The sequence below is a fragment of the Streptomyces sp. NBC_01363 genome (assembly GCF_026340595.1).
GTDB lineage: Bacteria > Actinomycetota > Actinomycetes > Streptomycetales > Streptomycetaceae > Streptomyces.
Genome location: NZ_JAPEPF010000001.1, coordinates 3,934,070 through 3,953,051, shown reverse-complemented (window position 1 = coordinate 3,953,051; position 18,982 = coordinate 3,934,070). Strand labels below are relative to the sequence as shown.

Sequence of the window (18,982 nt, the reverse complement as noted above, 5' to 3'; positions counted from 1 at the left end):
CACTCAGTGCCATAGTGTGGGGATGACCGACGCACGAATGTCCGGAACCGAGCAGGCCTGGGCGGCGCTCGGCGGTGATCCCGCACTTCTCGCGCACCTCGGGACGGACGGTCCCGACGGACTGCTCCCCGCCCGGCTGCCCGCCCTGGAACTGGCCCGTTCCGCCGTCGCGGTCTGCTCGCTGGCCGCCGCCGAACTCGCCGCGCGCCGCACCGGGCGTCCCGTGCCGCGGGTCCGGATCGACGAGGGCGCGGTGGCCACGGCGTTCACCAGCGAGCGCCATCTGCGGATCGACGGACGCGCACCGACCAACTTCGCCCCGCTGTCCCGGTTCTGGCGCACCGCGGACGGCTGGGTCCGTACGCACGCCAACTACCCGCACCACCGGGCCCGGTTGCTCGCCACGCTGGGGCTGCCCGGGGACACCCCGGACGACATCGCCGTGCACACCGCCGCCGCCTCGTTCGCCGGGCGCCGGGGCGACGAGATCGAGCGGACGGTGTACGCGGCGGGCGGCCTGGCCGTGGCCGCCCGTACGCCCGAGGAGTGGGCGGCCGATCCGCGGGGCGCCGCGGTCGCGGGCACGCCGCTGGTGGCCCGGGACCGCATCGACGGCGCACCGGTGCGCCGGACCGCGCCGCTCACCGGTGAACCGCTGCTGCCCGCCGCCGGGTTGCGGATCCTGGACCTCACCCGGGTGATCGCGGGGCCGGTCGCCACCCGTACGCTCGCGCTGCTCGGCGCGGACGTCCTGAGGATCGACGCCCCGCAGCTCCCGGAGAGCCCGGACGCGCACAGCGACACCGGTTTCGGGAAGCGGTCGGCGGACCTGGATCTCTCCAGCCGCTCCGGTGCGGCCGCCTTCGACGGGCTGCTGGCCGACGCGGACGTGGTCGTCATCGGCTACCGGCCCGGTGCGGTCGAGCGGTTCGGGCTGACGCCCCGGTCCCTGGCCGCGCGCAGGCCGGGGCTGGTGATCGGGCGGCTCTCGGCCTGGGGGCACGGTCCGTGGGCCGGGCAGCGCGGCTTCGACAGCCTGGTCCAGGCGGCCACCGGCATCGCGTCGGCCGAGGCCGACGCCGGGCCCGGCGGGCGGCCCGGTGCGCTGCCCGCCCAGGCGCTCGACCACGGCACCGGCTATCTGCTGGCCGCCGCCGTGCTGCGGGCGCTGACCGAGCAGCACGACGAGGGCGGCTCCCGGCTGGCGACGCTCTCGCTCGCCCGTACCGCCGCCTGGCTGCTCGACGAGCTGCCCGCCCGGCAGGAACCCGGCGCGGCGGCCGGAGGTTCGTACGACCCGGAGAAGTGGCTCACGGAGACGGACAGCCCGCTGGGCCGGCTGCGGCACGCGGTGCCACCGGTCGCCTTCGACGGTTCGCCCGCCGACTGGTCGCGCCCGCCCGGCCCGCTGGGGGCGGACGCGGCCACCTGGCTCACGGCCTGATGAGCACCTTCAGCGCGGTGCGCTCGTCCATCGCCCGGTATCCGGCGGGGACGTCGTCGAGGCCCACGGTCAGATCGAAGACGGGCGACGGGTCGATCGTGCCGGCCAGGATGTCGGGGAGCAGTTCCGGGATGTAGGTGCGCACGGGGGCGACGCCGCCGCGCAGGGCGATGTTCCGGTCGAACATGACGCCGAGGTCCAGTCCGGTGCCGCTGCCGTGCGGCACGCCGACGTAGCCGATGGAGCCGCCGTCGCGGGTGATCCCGACGGCGGTACGCATCGACTGCTCGGTGCCGACGGCCTCGATCACGGCGTGCGCGCCCTCGCCGCCGAGCAGTTCCCGTACGGCTTCGACGGCCGCCTCGCCGCGCTCGGCGACGACGTCCGTGGCGCCGAAGGTGCGGGCGATGTCCGTGCGCGCCCGGTGCCGGCCGAGGGCGATGATCCGCTCGGCGCCAAGCCGCTTGGCGGCCATGACGCCGCACAGCCCGACCGCCCCGTCACCGACGACCGCGACGGTGGAACCGGGCTGCACGCCCGCGCCGACGGCCGCGTGGTGTCCGGTGCCGAGCACGTCGGACAGGGCGAGGAGCGCGGTGAGCAGGTGGTCGTCGGCGGCCGCGGCGGCGGGGAGCTTGATCAGGGTGCCGTCGGCGAACGGGACGCGCACGGCCTCGCCCTGCCCGCCGTCGGAGCCGACCGAGCCCCAGAAGCCGCCCTGCGGGCAGGAGGTCGTCAGGCCCTCGGCGCAGTAGGCGCAGGTGCCGTCGGACCAGACGAAGGGGGCGACGACGAGGTCGCCCACGGCGAAGCCGGCCACCTCGGAACCCGCCTCCTCGACGATCCCGAGGAACTCGTGCCCGATGCGCTGGCCGGGCTGCCGGGCGGACTCGCCGCGGTACGCCCACAGGTCGCTGCCGCAGATGCAGGCCCTCAGGACCCGCAGCACCACATCGGTGGGCTGCTGCACGGACGGGTCGGGCACCTCCTGCACGCGTATGTCGTGGGGGGCGTGGATGACGGTGGCGCGCATGCGTGGGGGGTCCTTGCCGGTCTCAGCTGCTGATACTCCGTTCACGGTACGCCCCGGGGGCGGCACCGGCCCATGTCGGCCCCGGGGAGAGGATCCCGGCGGTCAGCAGGAACTGCGCCGCGATGTAGGTGAGCATGACCCAGAAGTCGGGGGCGGGCAGCTGCGGCCAGTCCGCGATGCCGGTGGCGATGAGCGCGTCGGAGAGCAGGAAGAGCGCCCCGCCCGCGGCCGCGTACCGGCCGAGGGTACCGGCGCGGTACGCCATCGCCGTGAGCAGCAGGCTGTAGCCGGCCATCGGGATCCGCATCTCGGCGGGCAGTCCGGGCCAGAGCAGTGCGATGAAGCCGGCCAGGACGGCGGCGTACACGAGCCCGGCGGGCAGCGAGCCGCGGGCCCGTCCGAAGTGCCACAGGTAGCAGACGTGCCCCGCGGCGAAGGAGCCCATCCCGATGAGGAAGGCGGCATCGGCGTCGGCCAGCAGGAGCGTGTCGCCGCCCCAGCCGAACAGCAGCGCCGCGATGAGCAGCCGGGGGCCGCGCCGGGCGGCGGCGTACCCGGCCAGCAGCGGCATCAGCAGCGGCTTGGCGACTAGGTGGGCGACCGGGATGTCGGCGAGCACACCGACGAGGTCGACGGCCGAGGCCACGAGGAAGGCGATGAACAGCGGGCGTACGAGACCCTCCCGCCGGTCCGGGGCGGCGTCGGCGCTCATCCGGTGCGCTCCGCGGCGGGGGCGGCCGTACGGGCGGCCGTTCCGGCCGGCTGCCAGCCGGGCCCGCGGAAGATCCGCCCGGCCCGCTCGCTCCAGCTGCCCGCCGCCCGCACGTCACGGGCGATGGCGGCGTACTCGTGGGTGGCGACCCGGAGCGGGTTGAAGGTGCCGATGTTCTTGGTGAGACCGAACACGGGCCGCTCGGTCTCGGCGGTGAAGGACCCGAAGAGCCGGTCCCAGAGGATGAGGATGCCGCCGAAGTTCCGGTCCAGGTAGCCGCCCTGCGACGCGTGGTGCACCCGGTGGTGGGAGGGCGTGTTGAGTACGTACTCGAAGGGCCTGGGGAGCTTGTCGACGCGTTCGGTGTGCACCCAGAACTGGTAGACGAGGTTCGCCGACGAGCAGAAGGCGAGCGCGGCCGGATGGACCCCGCACGCGATCATCGGCAGGTAGAACGGCCAGACGGTCAGCGACGTCCAGGGCTGGCGCAGCGCGGTGGAGAGGTTGAACTTCCGGCTGGAGTGGTGGACCACGTGGCAGGCCCAGAGGATCCGGATGACGTGGTGCCCGCGGTGGGACCAGTAGTAGAAGAAGTCCTGCGCGAGCAGCATCAGCGGGACGGTCCACCACAGCACGGGGACGCGGAGCGGGGTCAGTTCGTAGACCGCGGTGTAGATCGCGACGATGGGCACTTTCCACAGCAGGTCGAAGACCAGGCTGCCCAGCCCCATGCTGATGCTGGTGACGGTGTCCTTCGTCTCGTATCCGGCGGCGTCCTCGTCGGGGTGGAAGTGGTGGAGGGCCATTTCCAGAACAGTGAGCAGGACGAAGGCCGGTATGGACCAGAGCACTACATCGGGCAGGTTCGTCGGCATACGAGCACCGTAGAGCCGCAGGTCGGCCCGGCACCAGACGTTGTTACCAACAAGTATGCGAGACACGGTGTCAGCAGTCTTTGGTGACTTCTGCCAAACGCGGCTGCGCACTGCCCTACACCCCCACCGCCCCCAGCAACTCCCCCGCCCCATAGGTGACCGCCATCGCCAACGCTCCCCCACCCATGTTCCGCAGCACCGCCGGCCCCACCCTCGCCTCGCCCAGCCGTGCGCTCCACCAGCCGGTGAGTGCGAGCGCCGCCAGTACCGACAGCACGGTCACCAGAAGCCGCAGCGACGCCGGGGGCAGCACGATCGCCAACAAGGGCAGCAGCGCGCCCACCGTGAACGCCAGGAAGCTCGCGCCCGCCGCGTGCCACGGGTTCGTCAGCTCGTCCGGGTCGATGCCCAGCTCGACCTCCGCGTGGGCGCGCAGCGCATCGCGTTCGGTGAGCTGGAGGGCGGCCTCGCGGGCGACGTCCCGGCTCAGCCCCTTACCCTCCAACAGGCCGGTCAGCTCGGTGAGTTCCGCCTCCGGGGCCTCCGTCAGCTCCCGTTTCTCCGTCGCGAGGGCGGCCCGCTCCGAATCGCGCTGGGTGGAGACCGAGACGTACTCGCCCGCCGCCATCGACATGGACCCGGCCAGCAGTCCGGCCAGGCCCGCCGTGAGCAGGGCACCGCGGTCGCCGGTGGCGCCGGCCACGCCGACGACCAGGCCCGCGGTGGAGACCACGCCGTCATTGGCACCGAGGACCGCGGCGCGCAGCCAGTTCAGCCGTGCGCCGAGCCCGTTGCCGTGCGGTTCGTCGTGCGTCCGGATATCCGTCACCCGGGGATGGTCTCACCCCACGCGGTCACCAGACGCGTACCGACCCGCCCGGTGCGAAGGCGGGGCTGGTCGCGTCGGGCGGAACCTCCTTCAGCGGCTCGGCGATCTCCTCGACCGTCGGGCCGACCTCGGCCGCGATGCGGTCGAGCGCCGCCAGGTCGAACCCGTAGACGCGGGCCGCGTTGCCGCCGGTCATCGCCGCGATCTCCTCGGGCGGCAGGCCCGCGTACGCGATCCGCAGGCCCTCCCGTGAGTACGGAGCAGTGCCCTCGTCGTGCGGGTAGTCGCTGCCCCACATAATCTTGTCGAGGCCGATCCGGTCGCGCAACGGCACCTCATGGGGCCGCATGAAGCTGGCGCCCACGTAGCAGTTGTCGCGCCAGACCTCGCTGGGGCTCGCGCCCATCGAGGCGGCGAGCCCCGCGCCGAATCTGGACTCGGCGGTGGCTGCCCGGTTCGCCGCCGCGATCAGGCGGCCGTGGTAGTAGTCCAGCATCTCCACGACGCCGGGGATCCAGCCGGAGCCCTGTTCGGTGAGGACCAGTTTCAGTCCGGGATGGCGACGGAACGCTCCGCCGAAGACCAGGTGCCACAGCGCCCGGTGCGAGAACCAGGTCGTCTCCACCATGAAGACGGCGCGCGCCGCCGGTTCGTCGCCGAGCGGCGGGGAGGCCGAGCCGCCGTGGTGGTTCACCGGTACCTCCAGCTCCTCGCAGACCGCCCACAGCGGGTCGTACACCTGCGAGTACAGCTCAGGAATGCCGGAGCCGGGCGGTGCGCCGGGCAGCAGGATGCCGCCGGTCAGGCCCGCGGCCTTGATGCGGCGGACCTCGCGGGCCGCTTCCGCCGGGTCGTTGAGGAGGATCTGCGCCACGCCCGCACGCCGGCCCGGGGCCTGCGCGCAGAAGTCGGCGAGCCAGCGGTTGTGGGCGCGCAGGCCGGCCCAGCGCTGTTCGTACTCCGTCTGCGACGGCGCGGGCGCCATCAGGGAGGCGGAGGGGAAGAACGGCGGGATGGTATTGGGAAAGACGACCTCCGCAACGATGCCGTCCGCCTCCAGCTCGGCGACGCGGCGTGCGGAGTTCCAGTTGCGGTCGGCGGTGTCGGCGAGGAGGTCCTCGTACGGATTGACGTAGGTCGCCGCCCACGCGTCGAAGTCGTCGTGGTACTTCGCTTCCAGGTAGGGCCTGTAGTCGAGGAGATCGGCTCCGGCATGGCAGTCGGCGGAAATGACCGTGTAGCGGTCCATCACCGAACCCCCAGGACCGGGAAGTCGTGGTCGGTCAGCCAGTGCCGGCCCACTTCGCGCGACCTGGCCCAGGACGCCTCGACCGCCGTCTGGTCGGCGCTCTGACCCAGGTCCTCGGGTGTGGGGCCGATGCGCTCGGCGATCGGGGCGAGCTTCGCCGTGTCGAAGCCGAAGACCTCGGCTGCGGCGAGGCCCAGCATGCGGCGGGTCTCGGCGACGGGGATGTCGTGGAAGGTGTCGCGCAGCCACTGGGCGGTGTTCGGCCAGGTGCCTTCGGGGTGCGGGAAGTCGCTGCCCCACAGGATGTTGTCGACGCCGATCTCGTACCGCTGGGCGAGCTCGCGGCGTTTGGTGTTGGTGGCGCAGATGAAGACCTGGCGGTCGAGGTACTCGTGCGGGGGCCGCTTCAGTTCGGCGAACGGGGAGAGTTTCTTGCCGCCGTGGGCGCCGAGGTAGAGCCGGTCCATGAACCAGAGGAGGTTCGGCAGCCACCAGCAGCCGGACTCGGCGACGCCGAACCTCAGCCCGGGGTGGCGTTCGAAGGCGCCCGACCAGAGCAGGAACCAGAGCGGGCGGGACGGCCACCAGGTGACCTCGGAGACGTAGATCCCGAGGTGGTCGCCGTACTCGTGGCGCGGGGCCGCCCCGGAGTGCGTGACCACCGGCATCGCCGTCTCGGCGGCGGCGGCCCACACGGGGTCGTAACGGCGGTCGTGGTACGGGGCCTTGTCCACCCACATGGAGGGGATCATGAGCGCACCGAGTCCGGACTCCTTGGCCCGGTGGATCTCCGCGACGACCCGGTCGACCTCGCCGGTGACGGGCAACAGGGCGACCCCGCAGTGGCGTTCGGGATTCTGCGAGACGAAGTCGGCGAGCCAGCGGTTGTGGGCCTGCGCGCCCGCCATGCCCAATTCGGGGTCTTGATCGCCGGAGAGCCCGAGGCCCACGCCGAACGGGGCGGCGGTCCGGCTGTCGACGGCGTCCGCGTCGGGGAAGACGACCTCGGCCGCCACCCCGTCGCCGTCCAGTTCCTTGAGGCGCCGGGCGGCGTCCCAACCGCCCTTCAGACCTTCCTCGTTGTCGTGGAACCACTTGTCGGCGAAGGCCTCGTTGCGTACGCCGAGGCGGGTCATCTCCTCGCGGCGGCGGTCGCGCCCGGCGAGGAAGTCGTCGAAGTCCCGGTGGAAGCGGGAATCGAGGTAGGGCCGGTACTCCTCCGTCGGCAGCCCGGCGTGGCAGTCGGAGGAGATGATCAGGTACGGGTCGTCGGTCATCGCTCGCTCCTCAGTCGAGTATGAAACTCTCCAGGTACGACGGGTTGGCCCGCTCCAGCATCGACTGCGACCTGGCACGGATCTGCCGGTCGCTGTGCTCGCTGTCGGGCAGCATCCAGAACCGGTCGGCGCGTATCCCGTCCACGACGGTCCCCGCGACGTCCTCCACCGGGGTGAACTCCACCTCGTGGCCCGCTGCCCGCATGGCGGATTCCCACTGGTCGAGGCTGCGGTACGGGGTCCTGCGCGGGCGCTCCTTGGCGTACCGTTCCGGCCGGTTGCGGTGCGACTCCCACAGTCCGGTACGGAGCATGTGCGGGCCGGGGAAGAGCACCGAGGCACCGACCGGCGCGCCCTCGGCCTTCAGATGTGCGTACAGCGACTCGGTCATCGTGACGACCGCGGACTTGGTGACCGCGTAGACGGAGGCGGTCGGCAGCGGGGCGATCCCGCCGTCCCCGGACGAGGTGTTGACGACATGGCCGGGGCCGCCGCCCGCGATCATGCGCGGCACGAACGCCTGGATGCCGTGGAAGACGCCCCAGACGTTGACCGCGAACGCCCACTTCCAGTCGTTCGGCTCGTGCTCCCACATCCGGCCCTCGGCCCCGGAGCCGACGCCGGCGTTGTTGCACAGCACATGCACGGCACCGAAGGTGTCGTACGCGGCTTCGGCCAGGGCCTGCACGGAATCGCGTTCGCTGACGTCGACGACCCTGGACAGTACCTGCGCACCGTCCTGGCGCAATGCGCCCGCCGCCTTGTCGAGCGCGTCCTCTTCCACGTCGGCGAGGACGACCTTCAGCCCCTCGGCGGCGAACCTGCGCGCCATCGCCAGGCCGATGCCGCTCGCGGCGCCGGTGACGACGGCGACCTGACCCTCCGCCAGTCTCATCGGACGCTCCCTTCCGGCGGGCCGTCGTGGATCTGCTGCGGGTCGTCGTAACGCTGGTGGATGTACGGCAGCAGGGCCTCGGCGCTCACCCGCTCCACGGCCCTGCCCTGCTGGTCGCTGGTCTTCTCGCCGATGGTGAGGTCGACCAGCCGTCGTACGGGGAGATCGGCGACCGGGTCGTACAACGACTCGCGCAGCACCACATCGCCCGAAATGCGTTCCAGTCTGCGGACCTTCTCGTGCCGGGTGCAGTGGATCAGGACGGGGTCGGAGTCGAAGCCCTCGCCGTCCACCGCGGGCAGGAACTTGAAGTAGAAGTCGAGCTTGGCCGTCGGTCGGGGCAGCGGTAGCGATCCGCTGACCGCGCCGCGCACCTCGACGAACTCGATGCCGTGCCTGGCGAGCGCGGCCCGGACGACGAGGCCGTCGCGTTCGACGGTCACCTCGCCGAGCTTCTTCGGTTCGCCGAACACCTCACGGCCCCCTATCAGCGCCCGTTCATGGGTCATCGGCATGACGAGCGGATACCAGCCCTCGTGGCCGTCGTGGACGGCGGCGACGGCGACGGAGCCCGCGCCGAGTGGGTAGCCGGGGAGTTCGACCGTACTGATGTTGGCCCGGACGAGCGGGCGCTGTGCGGGTTTGAGGGGCGGCGGGAGGACGGCCGCCACCGCGTCGGGGTCGCTCTCCCAGAGGGCCACCACACCGGTGGACCAGATGTCGGGGAGTGTGGAGCGGGCCGCGCGGGCCGCCGCGATCTCGGCCTCGGTGCGCGCGCCGTACCGTACGCGTGCCATGCCGTACCACCCTTCTCGGTCGTCCGTGAATCGGTTCTCCGTGCCTGGTTCTGTAACACAGTTACACCGACGCGGATGAAGGGTAAATAGGCATGCACGTAACGGAGTTCGAGAATCAAGGAGTGCTGTGGCGCGACCTTCGCTGACCCGCGAAGAGGTCCTGGACACGGCCGCCGCCCTGGTGAGGCGGCACGGTCCGCAGGCCCTCACCATGCGCGCGCTCGCCGCGGAACTGGGCACCGCGGTGACGTCGATCTACTGGCACGTCGGCAATCGTGAATCGCTGCTGGACGCCCTCGTCGAGCGCACCGTGAAGGAGATGGGCACCATCCGCCCGGCCGGCCGGACCCCGGCGGCCCGCATCGTCTCCGTCGCCCGCGGCCTGCGCCGCCAACTGCGGGCCAGGCCGCATCTGATCGCGATGGTCCACGAACGAGGGCTCACCGAGCGGATGTTCCTGCCCGCGCAGCAGGCCCTCGTCCACGAGGTGCACGCCGCGGGGCTGCGCGGGGCACGGGCGGCGGCAGCGGTACGGGCCGTGCAGTTCCAGACCGTCGGCTTCCTGCTCGTCGAACGCAACCGGGAACGGTCCCCCGTCCAGTCACCCGGCGAGGGCGACCTGTGGACCGCGTCCGCCGCGGACGACGATCCGGCGCTGGCCCGCGCGCTGGCCCGGCCCGCCGACCCGGACCGGCTGTTCGAGGATTCCGTACGGGCCCTGGTGGAAGGACTGCTGGCAGGCCGCCCGCAACAAGGGGCGCGCAGCGGAACCGGTGCACAGGAGCGGGAGGCGGCCGAATAGGAGACTGTCGGTCGCGGCCCGTATTCTCTGTGACCATGCTCGACGACCGCCAGACCGCAGCACCGTGGCCGACCGCCTACCCGCAGGGGTACGCGGTCGTCGACGTGGAGACCACCGGACTCGCACGGGACGACCGGATAGTGTCCGCTGCCGTCTACCGCCTGGACGCACAGGGCAATGTCGAGGACCACTGGTACACCCTCGTCAACCCCGAACGCGATCCCGGACCGGTCTGGATCCACGGGCTGACCACTGATGTCCTCGAAGGCGCCCCGCTCTTCCCGGAGGTCGCCGCCCAGCTCTCCGAACGGCTCGCGGACCGCGTCCTCGTCGCGCACAACGCGGCTTTCGACTGGTCGATGCTGGCCCGGGAGTACGCACGGGCCTCGGTCGTCGCCCCCGTCGAACAGCGGCTGTGCACCATCGCGCTCTCCAAGGAACTGCGGCTGCCGCTGCCCAACCACAAGCTGGAGTCGCTGGCCGCGCACTTCGGCGTCGTGCAGCAGCGCGCCCACCACGCCCTGGACGACGCCCGGGTACTGGCCGAGGCGTTCCGGCCGAGCCTGCACGCGGCGGCGCGGGGCGGGGTGCGGCTGCCGCTGCTGGAGTGCCGGCCACTGACCGAGTGGTCGGACTCCCCCGTCACACCGCGGATCGGCTACCAGCCCTCGTACGGTCAGAACAGCTGGCGCGCCTCGCGCAAGCGCCCGGCGTGCCCGTATCCGAACCCCGGGCGGTACGAGAAGGACAAACCCCTCATGCAGGGCATGCGGGTGGCCTTCTCCGGGGACACCTCCGTCGACCGCGAGCTGTTGGAGGACCGGGCCGTGGAGGCCGGGCTGCATGTGGCGACCAGCGTGTCCCGGCTGACCAGCCTCCTGGTCACCAACGACCCGGACGCGGCGACGTCGAAGACGGTCAAGGCCAAGTCGTTCGGCACACCGATCCTGGACGAGAGCGCCTTCACCCATCTGCTGCGCGACGTGGCACCCGCGTCGGCCTAGGGGTTTTCCGTTCGGATCGGGCCTGATCCGAACGGAAAACCCCAAGGTGACCGCGCCGTCATCGGAGTGAACCGGCGGCGACTCGCCCGCCCGCCGCTCGCCCGCCGCCGCCCCCGCGTCCCACCCTGTGGCGCATGGCACGTTGCGAGGTTTGCGGAAACGACTACGGCATGTCCTTCGAGGTGCACGCGCAGGGCGCGATGCATGTCTTCGACTGCTTCTCCTGCGCCATTCACCGCATGGCGCCCATCTGCGAGCACTGCCGGGTCCAGATCATCGGCCAGGGCGTCGAGGTCGACGGGCACTGGTTCTGCGGCGGTCACTGCGCCCGCGCCGAGGGGAAGGTGGGCATCATCGACAAAGTCTGAGCAGCGGCCGCCGCGACTCCTTCCCCCACCCCCTGCGCGATGCACCCCACGGCACAGTTGTACCGTCGTGGGGTGTACCGCTTCCTGTTGACCCGGCAGTGGCTGATCCTCGCCCTCCTCGCCCTCGTCCTGATTCCCACGATGGTCGAGCTGGGCTTCTGGCAGCTGCACCGGCATGAGCACAAGGTCGCGCAGAACTCCCTGATCTCCCGCAACCTCAAGGCGAAGCCGGTTCCGGTCTCCTCGCTCACCGCTCCGGGGCACACGGTCCCGCGCTCCGACTACTGGCGGACGGTGACGGCCACGGGTACGTACGACACCGCGCATCAGGTGGTCGTACGCCGCAGGACCTCCACCGACGGCCGGATCGGCGTCCATGTGCTGATCCCGTTCGACCTCAAGGGCGGCGGCACGGTCCTGGTCAATCGCGGCTGGGTGCCCTCCGCCGACAGTCAGCGCGCCTTCCCCGATGTGCCGGCCGTGCCCGGCGGCGAAGTGACCGTCACCGGACGGCTCAAGGCCGACGAGACGACGAACGCCAGCGGCATCAAGGACATCTCGGACCTGCCGGACCGCCAGGTGATGCTGATCAACAGCGCCCAGGAGGCCAAGCGGCTCTCCCGGCCGGTGCTCGGCGGCTACATCGAGCAGACCGCGCCCGAGTCCGCAGGTGACTCCCCGGAACTGATCGAGGCCCCGGACGACAGCTCGATCGGCCCGCACATGGCGTACGCCGTGCAGTGGTGGCTCTTCGCCGCAGGTGTCCCGGTCGGGTTCGTGGTCCTGGCCCGCCGGGAGAAGCGCGACCGGGTGGAGGCAGCGGCCAAGGACGCCGCCGGGGCGCAGCAGCCCTCCGAACCGGAGAAGCCGGAGAAGCCGGAACCCGCCACGGCGTGACGCCGTGTCCGCCGGATGCGGGCCGGGGCGTTCCGGCCGGGTGACCCACGCCGTCCGGGTTTGCTTAACGAGGCCCAGGTTCGGGAACACGCCAGAACGTGACTCCACGCATCGAGGACTACGCCCTCATCGGCGATCTCCAGACAGCCGCCCTGGTCGGCAGAAACGGTTCAGTCGACTGGCTCTGTCTGCCCCGCTTCGACTCGGGCGCCTGCTTCGCCGCCCTGCTCGGCGACGAGGACAACGGCCACTGGCGGATCGCCCCGAACGGGGCGGAGACCTGCACCCGGCGCGGCTACGCGGGTGAGTCCCTCGTCCTGGAGACGTTCTGGGAGACCCGCACCGGCACGGTCAAGGTCATCGACTTCATGCCGCAGCGTGACCGGGAACCCGACGTCATGCGGATCATCGAGGGCATCAGCGGCACGGTCGAGATGAGCTCCGTGATCCGGCTGCGCTTCGACTTCGGCTCGATCGTGCCGTGGGTGCGCCGCTCGCAGGGGCACCGGGTGGCGGTCGCGGGGCCGGACTCGGCCTGGCTGCGCAGCGAGCCGCCGGTCAAGACCTGGGGCCAGCAGTTCTCCACCTGCTCGTCCTTCACCGTCTCCGCGGGCGAGAAGGTGGCGTTCGTACTGACCTGGCACCCCTCGCACTCGCCCCGCCCCGAGCTCGTCGACCCCCACCAGGCCCTGGAGAACACCCTGTCCGACTGGGCCGAGTGGTCCTCGCGGTGCAAGTACCGGGGTCCGTACCGGGAAGCGGTGATCCGCTCGCTGATCACCCTGAAGGCGCTGACCTTCGGCCCGACCGGCGGCATCGTGGCAGCGCCCACCACCTCGCTGCCGGAGGAGATCGGGGGCGTACGGAACTGGGACTACCGCTTCTGCTGGCTGCGGGACTCCACGCTGACCCTCGGCGCCCTCATCTCGGCCGGCTATCTGGAGGAGGCCGCCGCCTGGCGGGACTGGCTGCTGCGGGCGGTCGCCGGCGACCCGGCCGACCTGCAGATCATGTACGGCCTCGCTGGCGAACGCAGATTGCCCGAGGCGGAGCTGCCGTGGCTGCGCGGATACGAGAGCTCCGCCCCGGTCCGGATCGGCAACGCCGCGGTCCGCCAGCGTCAGCTCGATGTGTACGGGGAGGTCATCGACTCCTTGCGGCTCGCGCGCGAGGCGGGTCTGGACGACAAGCCGCACGCCTGGAATCTGCAGCTCAGCCTGCTCGGCTTCCTGGAGTCCACCTGGCGCGAGCCGGACGAGGGGCTGTGGGAGATCCGCGGCCAGCGTCGCCACTTCGTGCACTCCAAGGTGATGGCCTGGGTCGCCGCCGACCGTGCCGTACGCACCCTGGAGAACAACCCCGCGCTGACCGGCGACCCCGACCGGTGGCGGGCGATGCGGGACGCCGTGCACCGGGAGGTGTGCGAGAAGGGCTACGACCCGGAACGGAACACCTTCACGCAGTCCTACGGCTCCCGGAACCTGGACGCCGCGACGCTGCTGATCGCCCGGACGGGCTTCCTGCCGCCGGACGATCCCCGGCTGATCGGGACGGTCGATGCGGTCCGGGCCGAGCTCGGCAGCGGCTGCCTGGTCCGCCGCTACAGCACGGACGGCTCCTCGATCGACGGGCTGCCCGGCAGCGAGGGCGCCTTTCTGGCGTGCTCGTTCTGGCTGGCCGACGCCCTGCTCCTGACCGGACGCGCCGCAGAGGCCAGAGATCTCTTCGAGCGGCTCCTGGCGCTCCGTAACGATGTGGGGCTGCTCGCCGAGGAGTACGACACCGCCGGGTGCCGTCAGCTGGGCAACTTCCCGCAGGCGTTCAGCCACATCGGCCTCGTGGGCACCGCCATGGCACTGGCCGGGGAGGACACGCTGGAGCCCGACGCGGCAGGATAGGGGCCATGGATCTTGGACTGAAGGACCGTGTGTACATCGTCACCGGAGCGACCCGGGGGCTGGGCAACGCCACGGCGCGGGTGCTCGCCGACGACGGCGCGAGGGTGATCGTCACCGGCCGGGACGGGAAGCGTGCCGAGGCCGCCGCCGCCGAGCTGGGGCCGGACGCGGTCGGCCTCGCCGCCGACAACGCCGACCCCGCGTCCGCACAGCGCCTGGTGGACGCGGCGCACGAGCGGTTCGGGCGGCTCGACGGCATACTCATCAGCGTCGGCGGACCGGCTCCCGGTTTCCTGGCCGACAACACCGACGAGCAGTGGCAGTCGGCCTTCGAGTCGGTGTTCCTGGGCGCGGTACGTCTCGCCAGGGCCGCGGCGGCCGTGCTCGGCGAGGGCGGTGTCATCGGCTTCGTGCTCTCCGGCTCCGTGTACGAGCCGATCGCCGGGCTGACCATCTCCAACGGTCTGCGTCCCGGCCTGGCCGGTTTCGCCAAGTCCCTGGCCGACGAGCTCGGTCCCCGCGGCATCCGGGTGGTGGGCGTGCTGCCGGCCCGGATCGACACGGACCGGGTACGTGAGCTGGACGCCCTCGCGGGCGACGCGGAGGCCTCCCGGGCGGCCAACGAGGCGCGGATCCCGCTGCGGCGCTATGGCACGCCGGAGGAGTTCGGCCGGACCGCGGCGTTCCTGCTCTCGCCCGCGGCGTCGTATCTGACGGGCATCATGGTGCCGGTCGACGGCGGTTCCCGGCACGGTTTCTGAACCGGGTCCGTCCCCCGGTCGTCGGCCGACCCCTCCGGCGACCGGCTGTCAGCTCACCCGCTCCGCGCGGTGCTTGACCGCCCTCAGCCGTACCTCGGCCGGCAGCTCGGCCAGCCCCGCCGAATCCCGCGCATGGGCCAGCGCCTCGTCGGTGAGGCGGCCGAGCGCCTCGTCCGGCGCCGCGTGCGGCTCCATCAGCAGGCGGATCCGGGCATGCGGCGAGCTGCGCCGACCGGTCAGCGCGACCTGGGCGCGGGCCACCCCGTCCAGCGTCCCCGCCTCGTCGGCGAGCACCGCCTCCAGGGCCCGGCCCCGCAGCGGTGCCCCCTCACCGTCGCCGCTGTCCACCAGCACCTCGGCGAGGCGGGCGCGACGCAGTTGGGCCAGCAGCCACCACAGGGCGAGGACGACCACGACGGCGAGAACGGCGATGACCGTCGGCCACCACCAGCCCTGGTCGCGCCAGCGGCCCCGGTCGGCCTCACTGATGAGCACATCGCGCTTGCCGTACCAGGGCCACCAGGACGGTACGGAGAGGCCGAGACCGGTGGCGAGCACCGCGCCGCCGCCGCAGATCAGTACCAGCCCGGCCAGGCCGAGCAGTACCCGGTTGACGGTCCTGAGCAACGGGCTCACCCCTTCTTCGCGGGCCGTCGGACATGCACGGACAGGCTCGGCGGCCTGGCCAGCCCCAGTTCCCTGATGCCGGTCCCGAGCACGGTGTCCAGATCGGCCCGTACGTCGTCGAGTTCACGGAAGTGCGCCACGGCGCGCACCACCGCCCTGCTCCGCCCCATCCGGACCCGTACCGACTGCACCCCGGAGACCTCGACGGCCCGGTCGCGCAGGACCAGTGCGGCCGCGGACCGGTCGAGGGCGGCCCGTACGCCGGGACGGTCGCGGCGCATCGGCAGCCGGTCGCGGAGCCCGGGGGTGACGGCGAGCACCAGCAGCCACAGGCCGATCGCCACGGCGACCGCCGCGGCGCCGAGCAGCCAAGCGCTCTCCAGCGGGCGCCGGGCGAGCTCGTCGGCCAGCGCCCTGCGCCACCGCATCGCGGGGCGGTCGGCCCGCACCGCCGCCACGTCGTAGAGCAGCAGGCCACTGCCGCCGAGGACCACGAGCGCGAGGACCGCGGCGGGGACGCGGCGCGCGGACCAGAAGCGACCCGCCCTGCCGCCGCCCTGCCGCTGTGCGGGCACCGGGTCGTACGCGGCGGACGAGGCGGACTGGTCGAGTTGGAGCGCATCACCCTTCTCTTCGAGCGCATCCCCCTTCCCGGCCTCCTCGACCGGGCCGGTGGTGGGCAGTCGTCGCGCAGCGTGCTCGGGTTCATGGGGCTCGGTCATCGGATCCTCCCCTGTGCCGCGATGCTCGCTCCCGTCGGATGCAGACGCTCGACCTGTACGGCCACCTCGGGCACTTCCATCCCCGCCAACGCCTTTACCCGCTCGGCGACATGCCGACGCACCCCGCCGCACTGGCGGCCGATGTCGGAGGGGTATCCGAGCTCCAGGCTCACCCGGACCCGGGCGGTGTCCCGGTGCACCGTGACCGTGGCGTGCGGTGCGGCGCCCTCCTCCGGCGGCTCGTCGATCGCCTCCTTCGCCGCCTGTGCGGCGATCTTCGCGACCACCCGGTCGGCGATCCGGGTCTCCCCGCGCTCACCTGCGGCGATCCGGCCGCTCGCCCCCGACAACGCCGACAACTTCGTCACCGCCGTCGGTCGCCGCGCTCGCGACTCCGGAAGAAGTCGCCGGGTTCCAGGTCGCCCTCCAGGAGGCGGCCGACGACCAGGCCGACCGCTCCCAGGGCCGCCACCAGCAGGAAGGCTCCGAAACCGCCGAAGTACCCGGCGAATCCGAGTGCCATGCCGGCCACCATGCCGACCACAGCCATGCTCATCGTGCGCTCCTCAACTGCCTCGCGCCGGAGGCCTACTGGAGACGTGGCTCGGGCTGGTCGTCGTCATCGGCCTCGTCGGGCAGCTTCACGTCGCTCACCGCGATATTGACCTCGATGACCTCCAGACCGGTCATCCGCTCGACCGCCGCGACCACGTTCTCCCGTACGTCACGGGCGACGTCGGAGATCGCAACGCCGTAGTCGACGACGATCTCCAGGTCGAGAGCGGTCTGGGACTCACCGACCTCCGCCTTCACCCCGCGGGTGACGGACTTGCCACCACCGGGTACCCGGTCGCGCACCGCTCCGAAGGTGCGCGAGAAACCGCTGCCCATCGCGTGGACGCCGACCACGTCGCGTGCCGCCATTCCCGCGATCTTCTCGACCACTCCGTCGGCGATGGTCGTACGGCCACGGGTGGCGGGGGCTCCCCCGCCGCGCTTGGTGAGCGGGCTCGACTCCTTGTCGGGGCTCTCGGGCCGGTTCCGCTGTGTGGTGTCGGTCATCGCCATTCTTCCCTTCGGGGCAGGTTGGGACCCAGGGCCTCTCGTCCGGAGCAGGCCGGGCTCGCGGGGTCTGGCACTGCGCCCCGATCCGCCCTGATCCGTCCTGATCCAAATGAAAGGCCCTCTTTGCCCACATTAGGTGTGCTTGCCCCGTCCCGCGCCGTGGATGCGGCAGGCTGGGGACATGACGACGGCTGACGGCCCGCGCGGGGCCGACGGATGGACAGCGGCGGTCCGGCAACGGCTCGGCCTCGGCCGGCTGCTCCCACTGGGCGGTCCGGCGGACGGGGCCTGGATCTCCGAGCGGGCCGCGGTCACGGTGCTGCGCGGCGTGGTGGCGGGACCGGGCCCCGGCCCCGTGCTCGGGGAGCTCAGGATCTCGGTGGCCGATCCGGACGGGGCACCGGACGCGGAGGTGGAACCGCCGCCCAGCGCACTGCCGCCGGGGCCGCTGCGGATCGAGGCGACCATGTCGGCCGTGTCCGGTCAGCCGCTGCCCGCCGCGGCCGAGGCGCTGCGCTCGGCGCTGCTGACGGCGGCCTCGCAGCGACTCGGCCTGGTGGTGGCCGCGGTGGACGTCCGGGTGACGGAGCTGCTGGACACACCGCCCGAACGGCCCGCTCCCGCCCCGGCCGAGGTGCGCGGGACACGGGCGGAGGGGGTGGCGGCGACCGCGGCTGCGGGTGTTCCGGGTGTGGTGACGCTGACCCGGGTGCTGGGCCATGCGGTGCACACGGGCCCGGACCAGGTGCGGGTCGAGCTGGCGACGGACCCGGGCCACCGGGCCCTCGACGTGGCCCGTGCGGTGCGGGGCGCCGTGGCGAACGCCGTGGAGGGGCACCCCTCGGTCGCGGTGCTGGTCACCGCGGTGGTGGAGCGGGGCTGAGCGCGGGGCGGGCCCGGGGCGCCTGGCCCGCCCGCGGTCGTGGGACGGGCGCTCAGTCGGTGATGCCCGCCAGATCGCGCAGCCGGCGGCCCTGCGCGGCGCGTTCGGCGACGCGCTGCTCCTCGTAACCACGGGAGACGGCACCGCTCAGCAGCGCCTTGGTCTCCACGACGGCGTCGCGCGGGGCGGCCAGCAGCGCGCCGGCCAGATCGCGGGCCGCGGCGACCAGCTCACCGGCGGGGACGACGAGGTTGGCCAGGCCGGTGCGCTCGGCCTCCTCGGCGTGCACGAAGCGGCCCGTGGCGCAGATTTCGAGCGCGCGGGCGTACCCCACCAGGTTCACCAGGGGGTGCGTGCCGGTGAGGTCCGGCACCAGACCGAGGCTGGTCTCGCGCATGGCGAACTGCACGTCCTCGGCGACGATCCGCAGATCGCAGGCGAGGGCGAGCTGGAAGCCGGCACCGATCGCATGTCCCTGGACGGCCGCGATCGACACGATGTCGTTGCGGCGCCACCAGGTGAACGCCTCCTGGTACTCGGCGATGGTCGCGTCGAGCTCGGCCTCCGGGCCGCGCGCCATGTCGAGGAAGGACGGCTCGCCGTCGAACCCCTCGGGGGTGAACGCCTGCCGGTCGAGTCCCGCGGAGAAGGACTTGCCCTCGCCGCGGAGCACGACGACCCGCACGCTTCCGGGCAGTGCCCGTCCGGCCTCCGTCAACGCCCGCCACAGAGCGGGAGACTGAGCGTTGCGCTTGGCCGGATTGGTGAGGGTCACCGTGGCGACCGCGTCGTCGACGGTGAGTCGTACGCCGTCCTTGTCGAGCACAGAGTCGAGCGAGGTCAT

22 protein-coding genes are annotated in these 18,982 nt (G+C 72.3%); 8 read left to right on the top strand and 14 right to left on the bottom strand.

Annotated features, from left to right (window positions below; translation table 11 throughout):
• Nucleotides 1-22: 22 nt before the first annotated feature.
• Nucleotides 23-1,444 (top strand): CoA transferase, encoded by a 1,422-nt coding sequence (locus OG611_RS18190; protein ID WP_266421142.1) that lies wholly within the window; start codon nucleotides 23-25, stop codon nucleotides 1,442-1,444.
• Here OG611_RS18190 and OG611_RS18185 read toward each other — a convergent pair.
• From OG611_RS18185 to OG611_RS18150, 8 genes are all read right to left on the bottom strand, one after another.
• On the bottom strand, nucleotides 1,434-2,477 hold the full coding sequence (locus tag OG611_RS18185; RefSeq protein ID WP_266421139.1) for a zinc-dependent alcohol dehydrogenase family protein: 1,044 nt from the start codon (nucleotides 2,475-2,477) through the stop codon (nucleotides 1,434-1,436). The two genes, OG611_RS18190 and OG611_RS18185, sit on opposite strands and share 11 nt — an antisense overlap.
• A 22-nt stretch (nucleotides 2,478-2,499) precedes the next feature.
• Nucleotides 2,500-3,189, bottom strand: a complete 690-nt coding sequence (locus OG611_RS18180) for a lysoplasmalogenase (protein WP_266421136.1) — start codon at nucleotides 3,187-3,189, stop codon at nucleotides 2,500-2,502.
• Nucleotides 3,186-4,064 (bottom strand): sterol desaturase family protein, encoded by an 879-nt coding sequence (locus tag OG611_RS18175; protein WP_266421134.1) that lies wholly within the window; start codon nucleotides 4,062-4,064, stop codon nucleotides 3,186-3,188. The genes OG611_RS18180 and OG611_RS18175 overlap by 4 nt, the downstream gene beginning before the upstream one ends.
• A gap of 115 nt (nucleotides 4,065-4,179) precedes the next feature.
• Complete coding sequence (locus OG611_RS18170) at nucleotides 4,180-4,893, bottom strand: VIT family protein (protein WP_266421132.1); 714 nt, start codon at nucleotides 4,891-4,893, stop codon at nucleotides 4,180-4,182.
• A gap of 25 nt (nucleotides 4,894-4,918) precedes the next feature.
• Nucleotides 4,919-6,142 carry an amidohydrolase family protein gene (locus OG611_RS18165; protein ID WP_266421131.1) on the bottom strand — a complete coding sequence of 408 codons (1,224 nt, stop codon included), beginning with the start codon at nucleotides 6,140-6,142 and terminating at the stop codon, nucleotides 4,919-4,921.
• Nucleotides 6,142-7,419, bottom strand: coding sequence for an amidohydrolase family protein (locus tag OG611_RS18160; RefSeq protein ID WP_266421130.1), 1,278 nt, complete (start codon nucleotides 7,417-7,419; stop codon nucleotides 6,142-6,144). The genes OG611_RS18165 and OG611_RS18160 overlap by 1 nt, the downstream gene beginning before the upstream one ends.
• Nucleotides 7,420-7,429: 10 nt before the next feature.
• The gene (locus tag OG611_RS18155) at nucleotides 7,430-8,314 is read right to left on the bottom strand and encodes an SDR family NAD(P)-dependent oxidoreductase (RefSeq protein WP_266421129.1); all 885 of its coding nucleotides are present in this window, start codon (nucleotides 8,312-8,314) and stop codon (nucleotides 7,430-7,432) included.
• The gene (locus tag OG611_RS18150; RefSeq protein WP_266421127.1) at nucleotides 8,311-9,111 is read right to left on the bottom strand and encodes an acetoacetate decarboxylase family protein; all 801 of its coding nucleotides are present in this window, start codon (nucleotides 9,109-9,111) and stop codon (nucleotides 8,311-8,313) included. Before OG611_RS18150 ends, OG611_RS18155 begins: the two co-directional genes overlap by 4 nt.
• 127 nt (nucleotides 9,112-9,238) lie before the next feature.
• Between OG611_RS18150 and OG611_RS18145 the strand changes: the two genes are divergently transcribed.
• From OG611_RS18145 to OG611_RS18120, 6 genes are all read left to right on the top strand, one after another.
• Nucleotides 9,239-9,913, top strand: coding sequence for a TetR/AcrR family transcriptional regulator (locus OG611_RS18145; RefSeq protein WP_266421126.1), 675 nt, complete (start codon nucleotides 9,239-9,241; stop codon nucleotides 9,911-9,913).
• Nucleotides 9,914-9,942: 29 nt separating this feature from the next.
• Nucleotides 9,943-10,917, top strand: a complete 975-nt coding sequence (locus OG611_RS18140; protein ID WP_266421124.1) for a DEDDh family exonuclease — start codon at nucleotides 9,943-9,945, stop codon at nucleotides 10,915-10,917.
• A 134-nt stretch (nucleotides 10,918-11,051) separates the two neighbouring features.
• Entirely contained in the window at nucleotides 11,052-11,285 is a 234-nt protein-coding gene (locus OG611_RS18135) for a hypothetical protein (RefSeq protein WP_266421122.1), read from the top strand.
• A 72-nt stretch (nucleotides 11,286-11,357) separates the two neighbouring features.
• Nucleotides 11,358-12,182, top strand: a complete 825-nt coding sequence (locus OG611_RS18130; RefSeq protein WP_266421120.1) for an SURF1 family protein — start codon at nucleotides 11,358-11,360, stop codon at nucleotides 12,180-12,182.
• Nucleotides 12,183-12,280: 98 nt separating this feature from the next.
• On the top strand, nucleotides 12,281-14,080 hold the full coding sequence (locus OG611_RS18125) for a glycoside hydrolase family 15 protein (RefSeq protein WP_266421118.1): 1,800 nt from the start codon (nucleotides 12,281-12,283) through the stop codon (nucleotides 14,078-14,080).
• A gap of 5 nt (nucleotides 14,081-14,085) precedes the next feature.
• Nucleotides 14,086-14,841 (top strand): SDR family oxidoreductase, encoded by a 756-nt coding sequence (locus tag OG611_RS18120; RefSeq protein WP_266421117.1) that lies wholly within the window; start codon nucleotides 14,086-14,088, stop codon nucleotides 14,839-14,841.
• 48 nt (nucleotides 14,842-14,889) lie between these two features.
• On the opposite strand, the gene amaP is transcribed toward OG611_RS18120, so the two are convergent.
• The 5 genes from amaP to OG611_RS18095 are packed head-to-tail and all read right to left on the bottom strand — an operon-like array spanning nucleotide 14,890 to nucleotide 17,252.
• On the bottom strand, nucleotides 14,890-15,477 hold the full coding sequence (amaP, locus tag OG611_RS18115) for an alkaline shock response membrane anchor protein AmaP (RefSeq protein ID WP_266421115.1): 588 nt from the start codon (nucleotides 15,475-15,477) through the stop codon (nucleotides 14,890-14,892).
• Nucleotides 15,474-16,190, bottom strand: a complete 717-nt coding sequence (locus OG611_RS18110; protein ID WP_266421114.1) for a DUF6286 domain-containing protein — start codon at nucleotides 16,188-16,190, stop codon at nucleotides 15,474-15,476. Before OG611_RS18110 ends, amaP begins: the two co-directional genes overlap by 4 nt.
• Nucleotides 16,187-16,540: a hypothetical protein gene (locus OG611_RS18105; protein ID WP_266425984.1), complete on the bottom strand. Its 354-nt coding sequence runs from the start codon at nucleotides 16,538-16,540 to the stop codon at nucleotides 16,187-16,189. Before OG611_RS18105 ends, OG611_RS18110 begins: the two co-directional genes overlap by 4 nt.
• 14 nt (nucleotides 16,541-16,554) lie before the next feature.
• On the bottom strand, nucleotides 16,555-16,746 hold the full coding sequence (locus OG611_RS18100; protein WP_266421113.1) for a hypothetical protein: 192 nt from the start codon (nucleotides 16,744-16,746) through the stop codon (nucleotides 16,555-16,557).
• A 32-nt stretch (nucleotides 16,747-16,778) separates the two neighbouring features.
• Nucleotides 16,779-17,252, bottom strand: coding sequence for an Asp23/Gls24 family envelope stress response protein (locus tag OG611_RS18095; RefSeq protein WP_266421111.1), 474 nt, complete (start codon nucleotides 17,250-17,252; stop codon nucleotides 16,779-16,781).
• A gap of 184 nt (nucleotides 17,253-17,436) precedes the next feature.
• On the opposite strand from OG611_RS18095, the gene OG611_RS18090 reads away from it, so the two are divergent.
• Nucleotides 17,437-18,138: a hypothetical protein gene (locus OG611_RS18090; protein WP_266421109.1), complete on the top strand. Its 702-nt coding sequence runs from the start codon at nucleotides 17,437-17,439 to the stop codon at nucleotides 18,136-18,138.
• Nucleotides 18,139-18,190: 52 nt separating this feature from the next.
• Here the strand turns inward: OG611_RS18090 and OG611_RS18085 are convergent, their stop codons facing one another.
• Nucleotides 18,191-18,982, bottom strand: a complete 792-nt coding sequence (locus OG611_RS18085; protein WP_266421106.1) for an enoyl-CoA hydratase/isomerase family protein — start codon at nucleotides 18,980-18,982, stop codon at nucleotides 18,191-18,193.

Excerpts from the sequence above, each read along its gene's own strand:
- OG611_RS18190 (WP_266421142.1), top strand. The coding sequence starts at position 23 with ATGACCGACGCACGAATGTCCGGAACCGAGCAGGCCTGGGCGGCGCTC.
- OG611_RS18185 (WP_266421139.1), bottom strand. The coding sequence starts at position 2,477 with ATGCGCGCCACCGTCATCCACGCCCCCCACGACATACGCGTGCAGGAG.
- OG611_RS18180 (WP_266421136.1), bottom strand. The coding sequence starts at position 3,189 with ATGAGCGCCGACGCCGCCCCGGACCGGCGGGAGGGTCTCGTACGCCCG.
- OG611_RS18175 (WP_266421134.1), bottom strand. The coding sequence starts at position 4,064 with ATGCCGACGAACCTGCCCGATGTAGTGCTCTGGTCCATACCGGCCTTC.
- OG611_RS18165 (WP_266421131.1), bottom strand. The coding sequence starts at position 6,142 with ATGGACCGCTACACGGTCATTTCCGCCGACTGCCATGCCGGAGCCGAT.
- OG611_RS18160 (WP_266421130.1), bottom strand. The coding sequence starts at position 7,419 with ATGACCGACGACCCGTACCTGATCATCTCCTCCGACTGCCACGCCGGG.
- OG611_RS18155 (WP_266421129.1), bottom strand. The coding sequence starts at position 8,314 with ATGAGACTGGCGGAGGGTCAGGTCGCCGTCGTCACCGGCGCCGCGAGC.
- OG611_RS18150 (WP_266421127.1), bottom strand. The coding sequence starts at position 9,111 with ATGGCACGCGTACGGTACGGCGCGCGCACCGAGGCCGAGATCGCGGCG.
- OG611_RS18135 (WP_266421122.1), top strand. The coding sequence starts at position 11,052 with ATGGCACGTTGCGAGGTTTGCGGAAACGACTACGGCATGTCCTTCGAG.
- OG611_RS18120 (WP_266421117.1), top strand. The coding sequence starts at position 14,086 with ATGGATCTTGGACTGAAGGACCGTGTGTACATCGTCACCGGAGCGACC.
- OG611_RS18110 (WP_266421114.1), bottom strand. The coding sequence starts at position 16,190 with ATGACCGAGCCCCATGAACCCGAGCACGCTGCGCGACGACTGCCCACC.
- OG611_RS18100 (WP_266421113.1), bottom strand. The coding sequence starts at position 16,746 with ATGAGCATGGCTGTGGTCGGCATGGTGGCCGGCATGGCACTCGGATTC.
- OG611_RS18095 (WP_266421111.1), bottom strand. The coding sequence starts at position 17,252 with ATGACCGACACCACACAGCGGAACCGGCCCGAGAGCCCCGACAAGGAG.
- OG611_RS18090 (WP_266421109.1), top strand. The coding sequence starts at position 17,437 with ATGACGACGGCTGACGGCCCGCGCGGGGCCGACGGATGGACAGCGGCG.
- OG611_RS18085 (WP_266421106.1), bottom strand. The coding sequence starts at position 18,982 with ATGACCTCGCTCGACTCTGTGCTCGACAAGGACGGCGTACGACTCACC.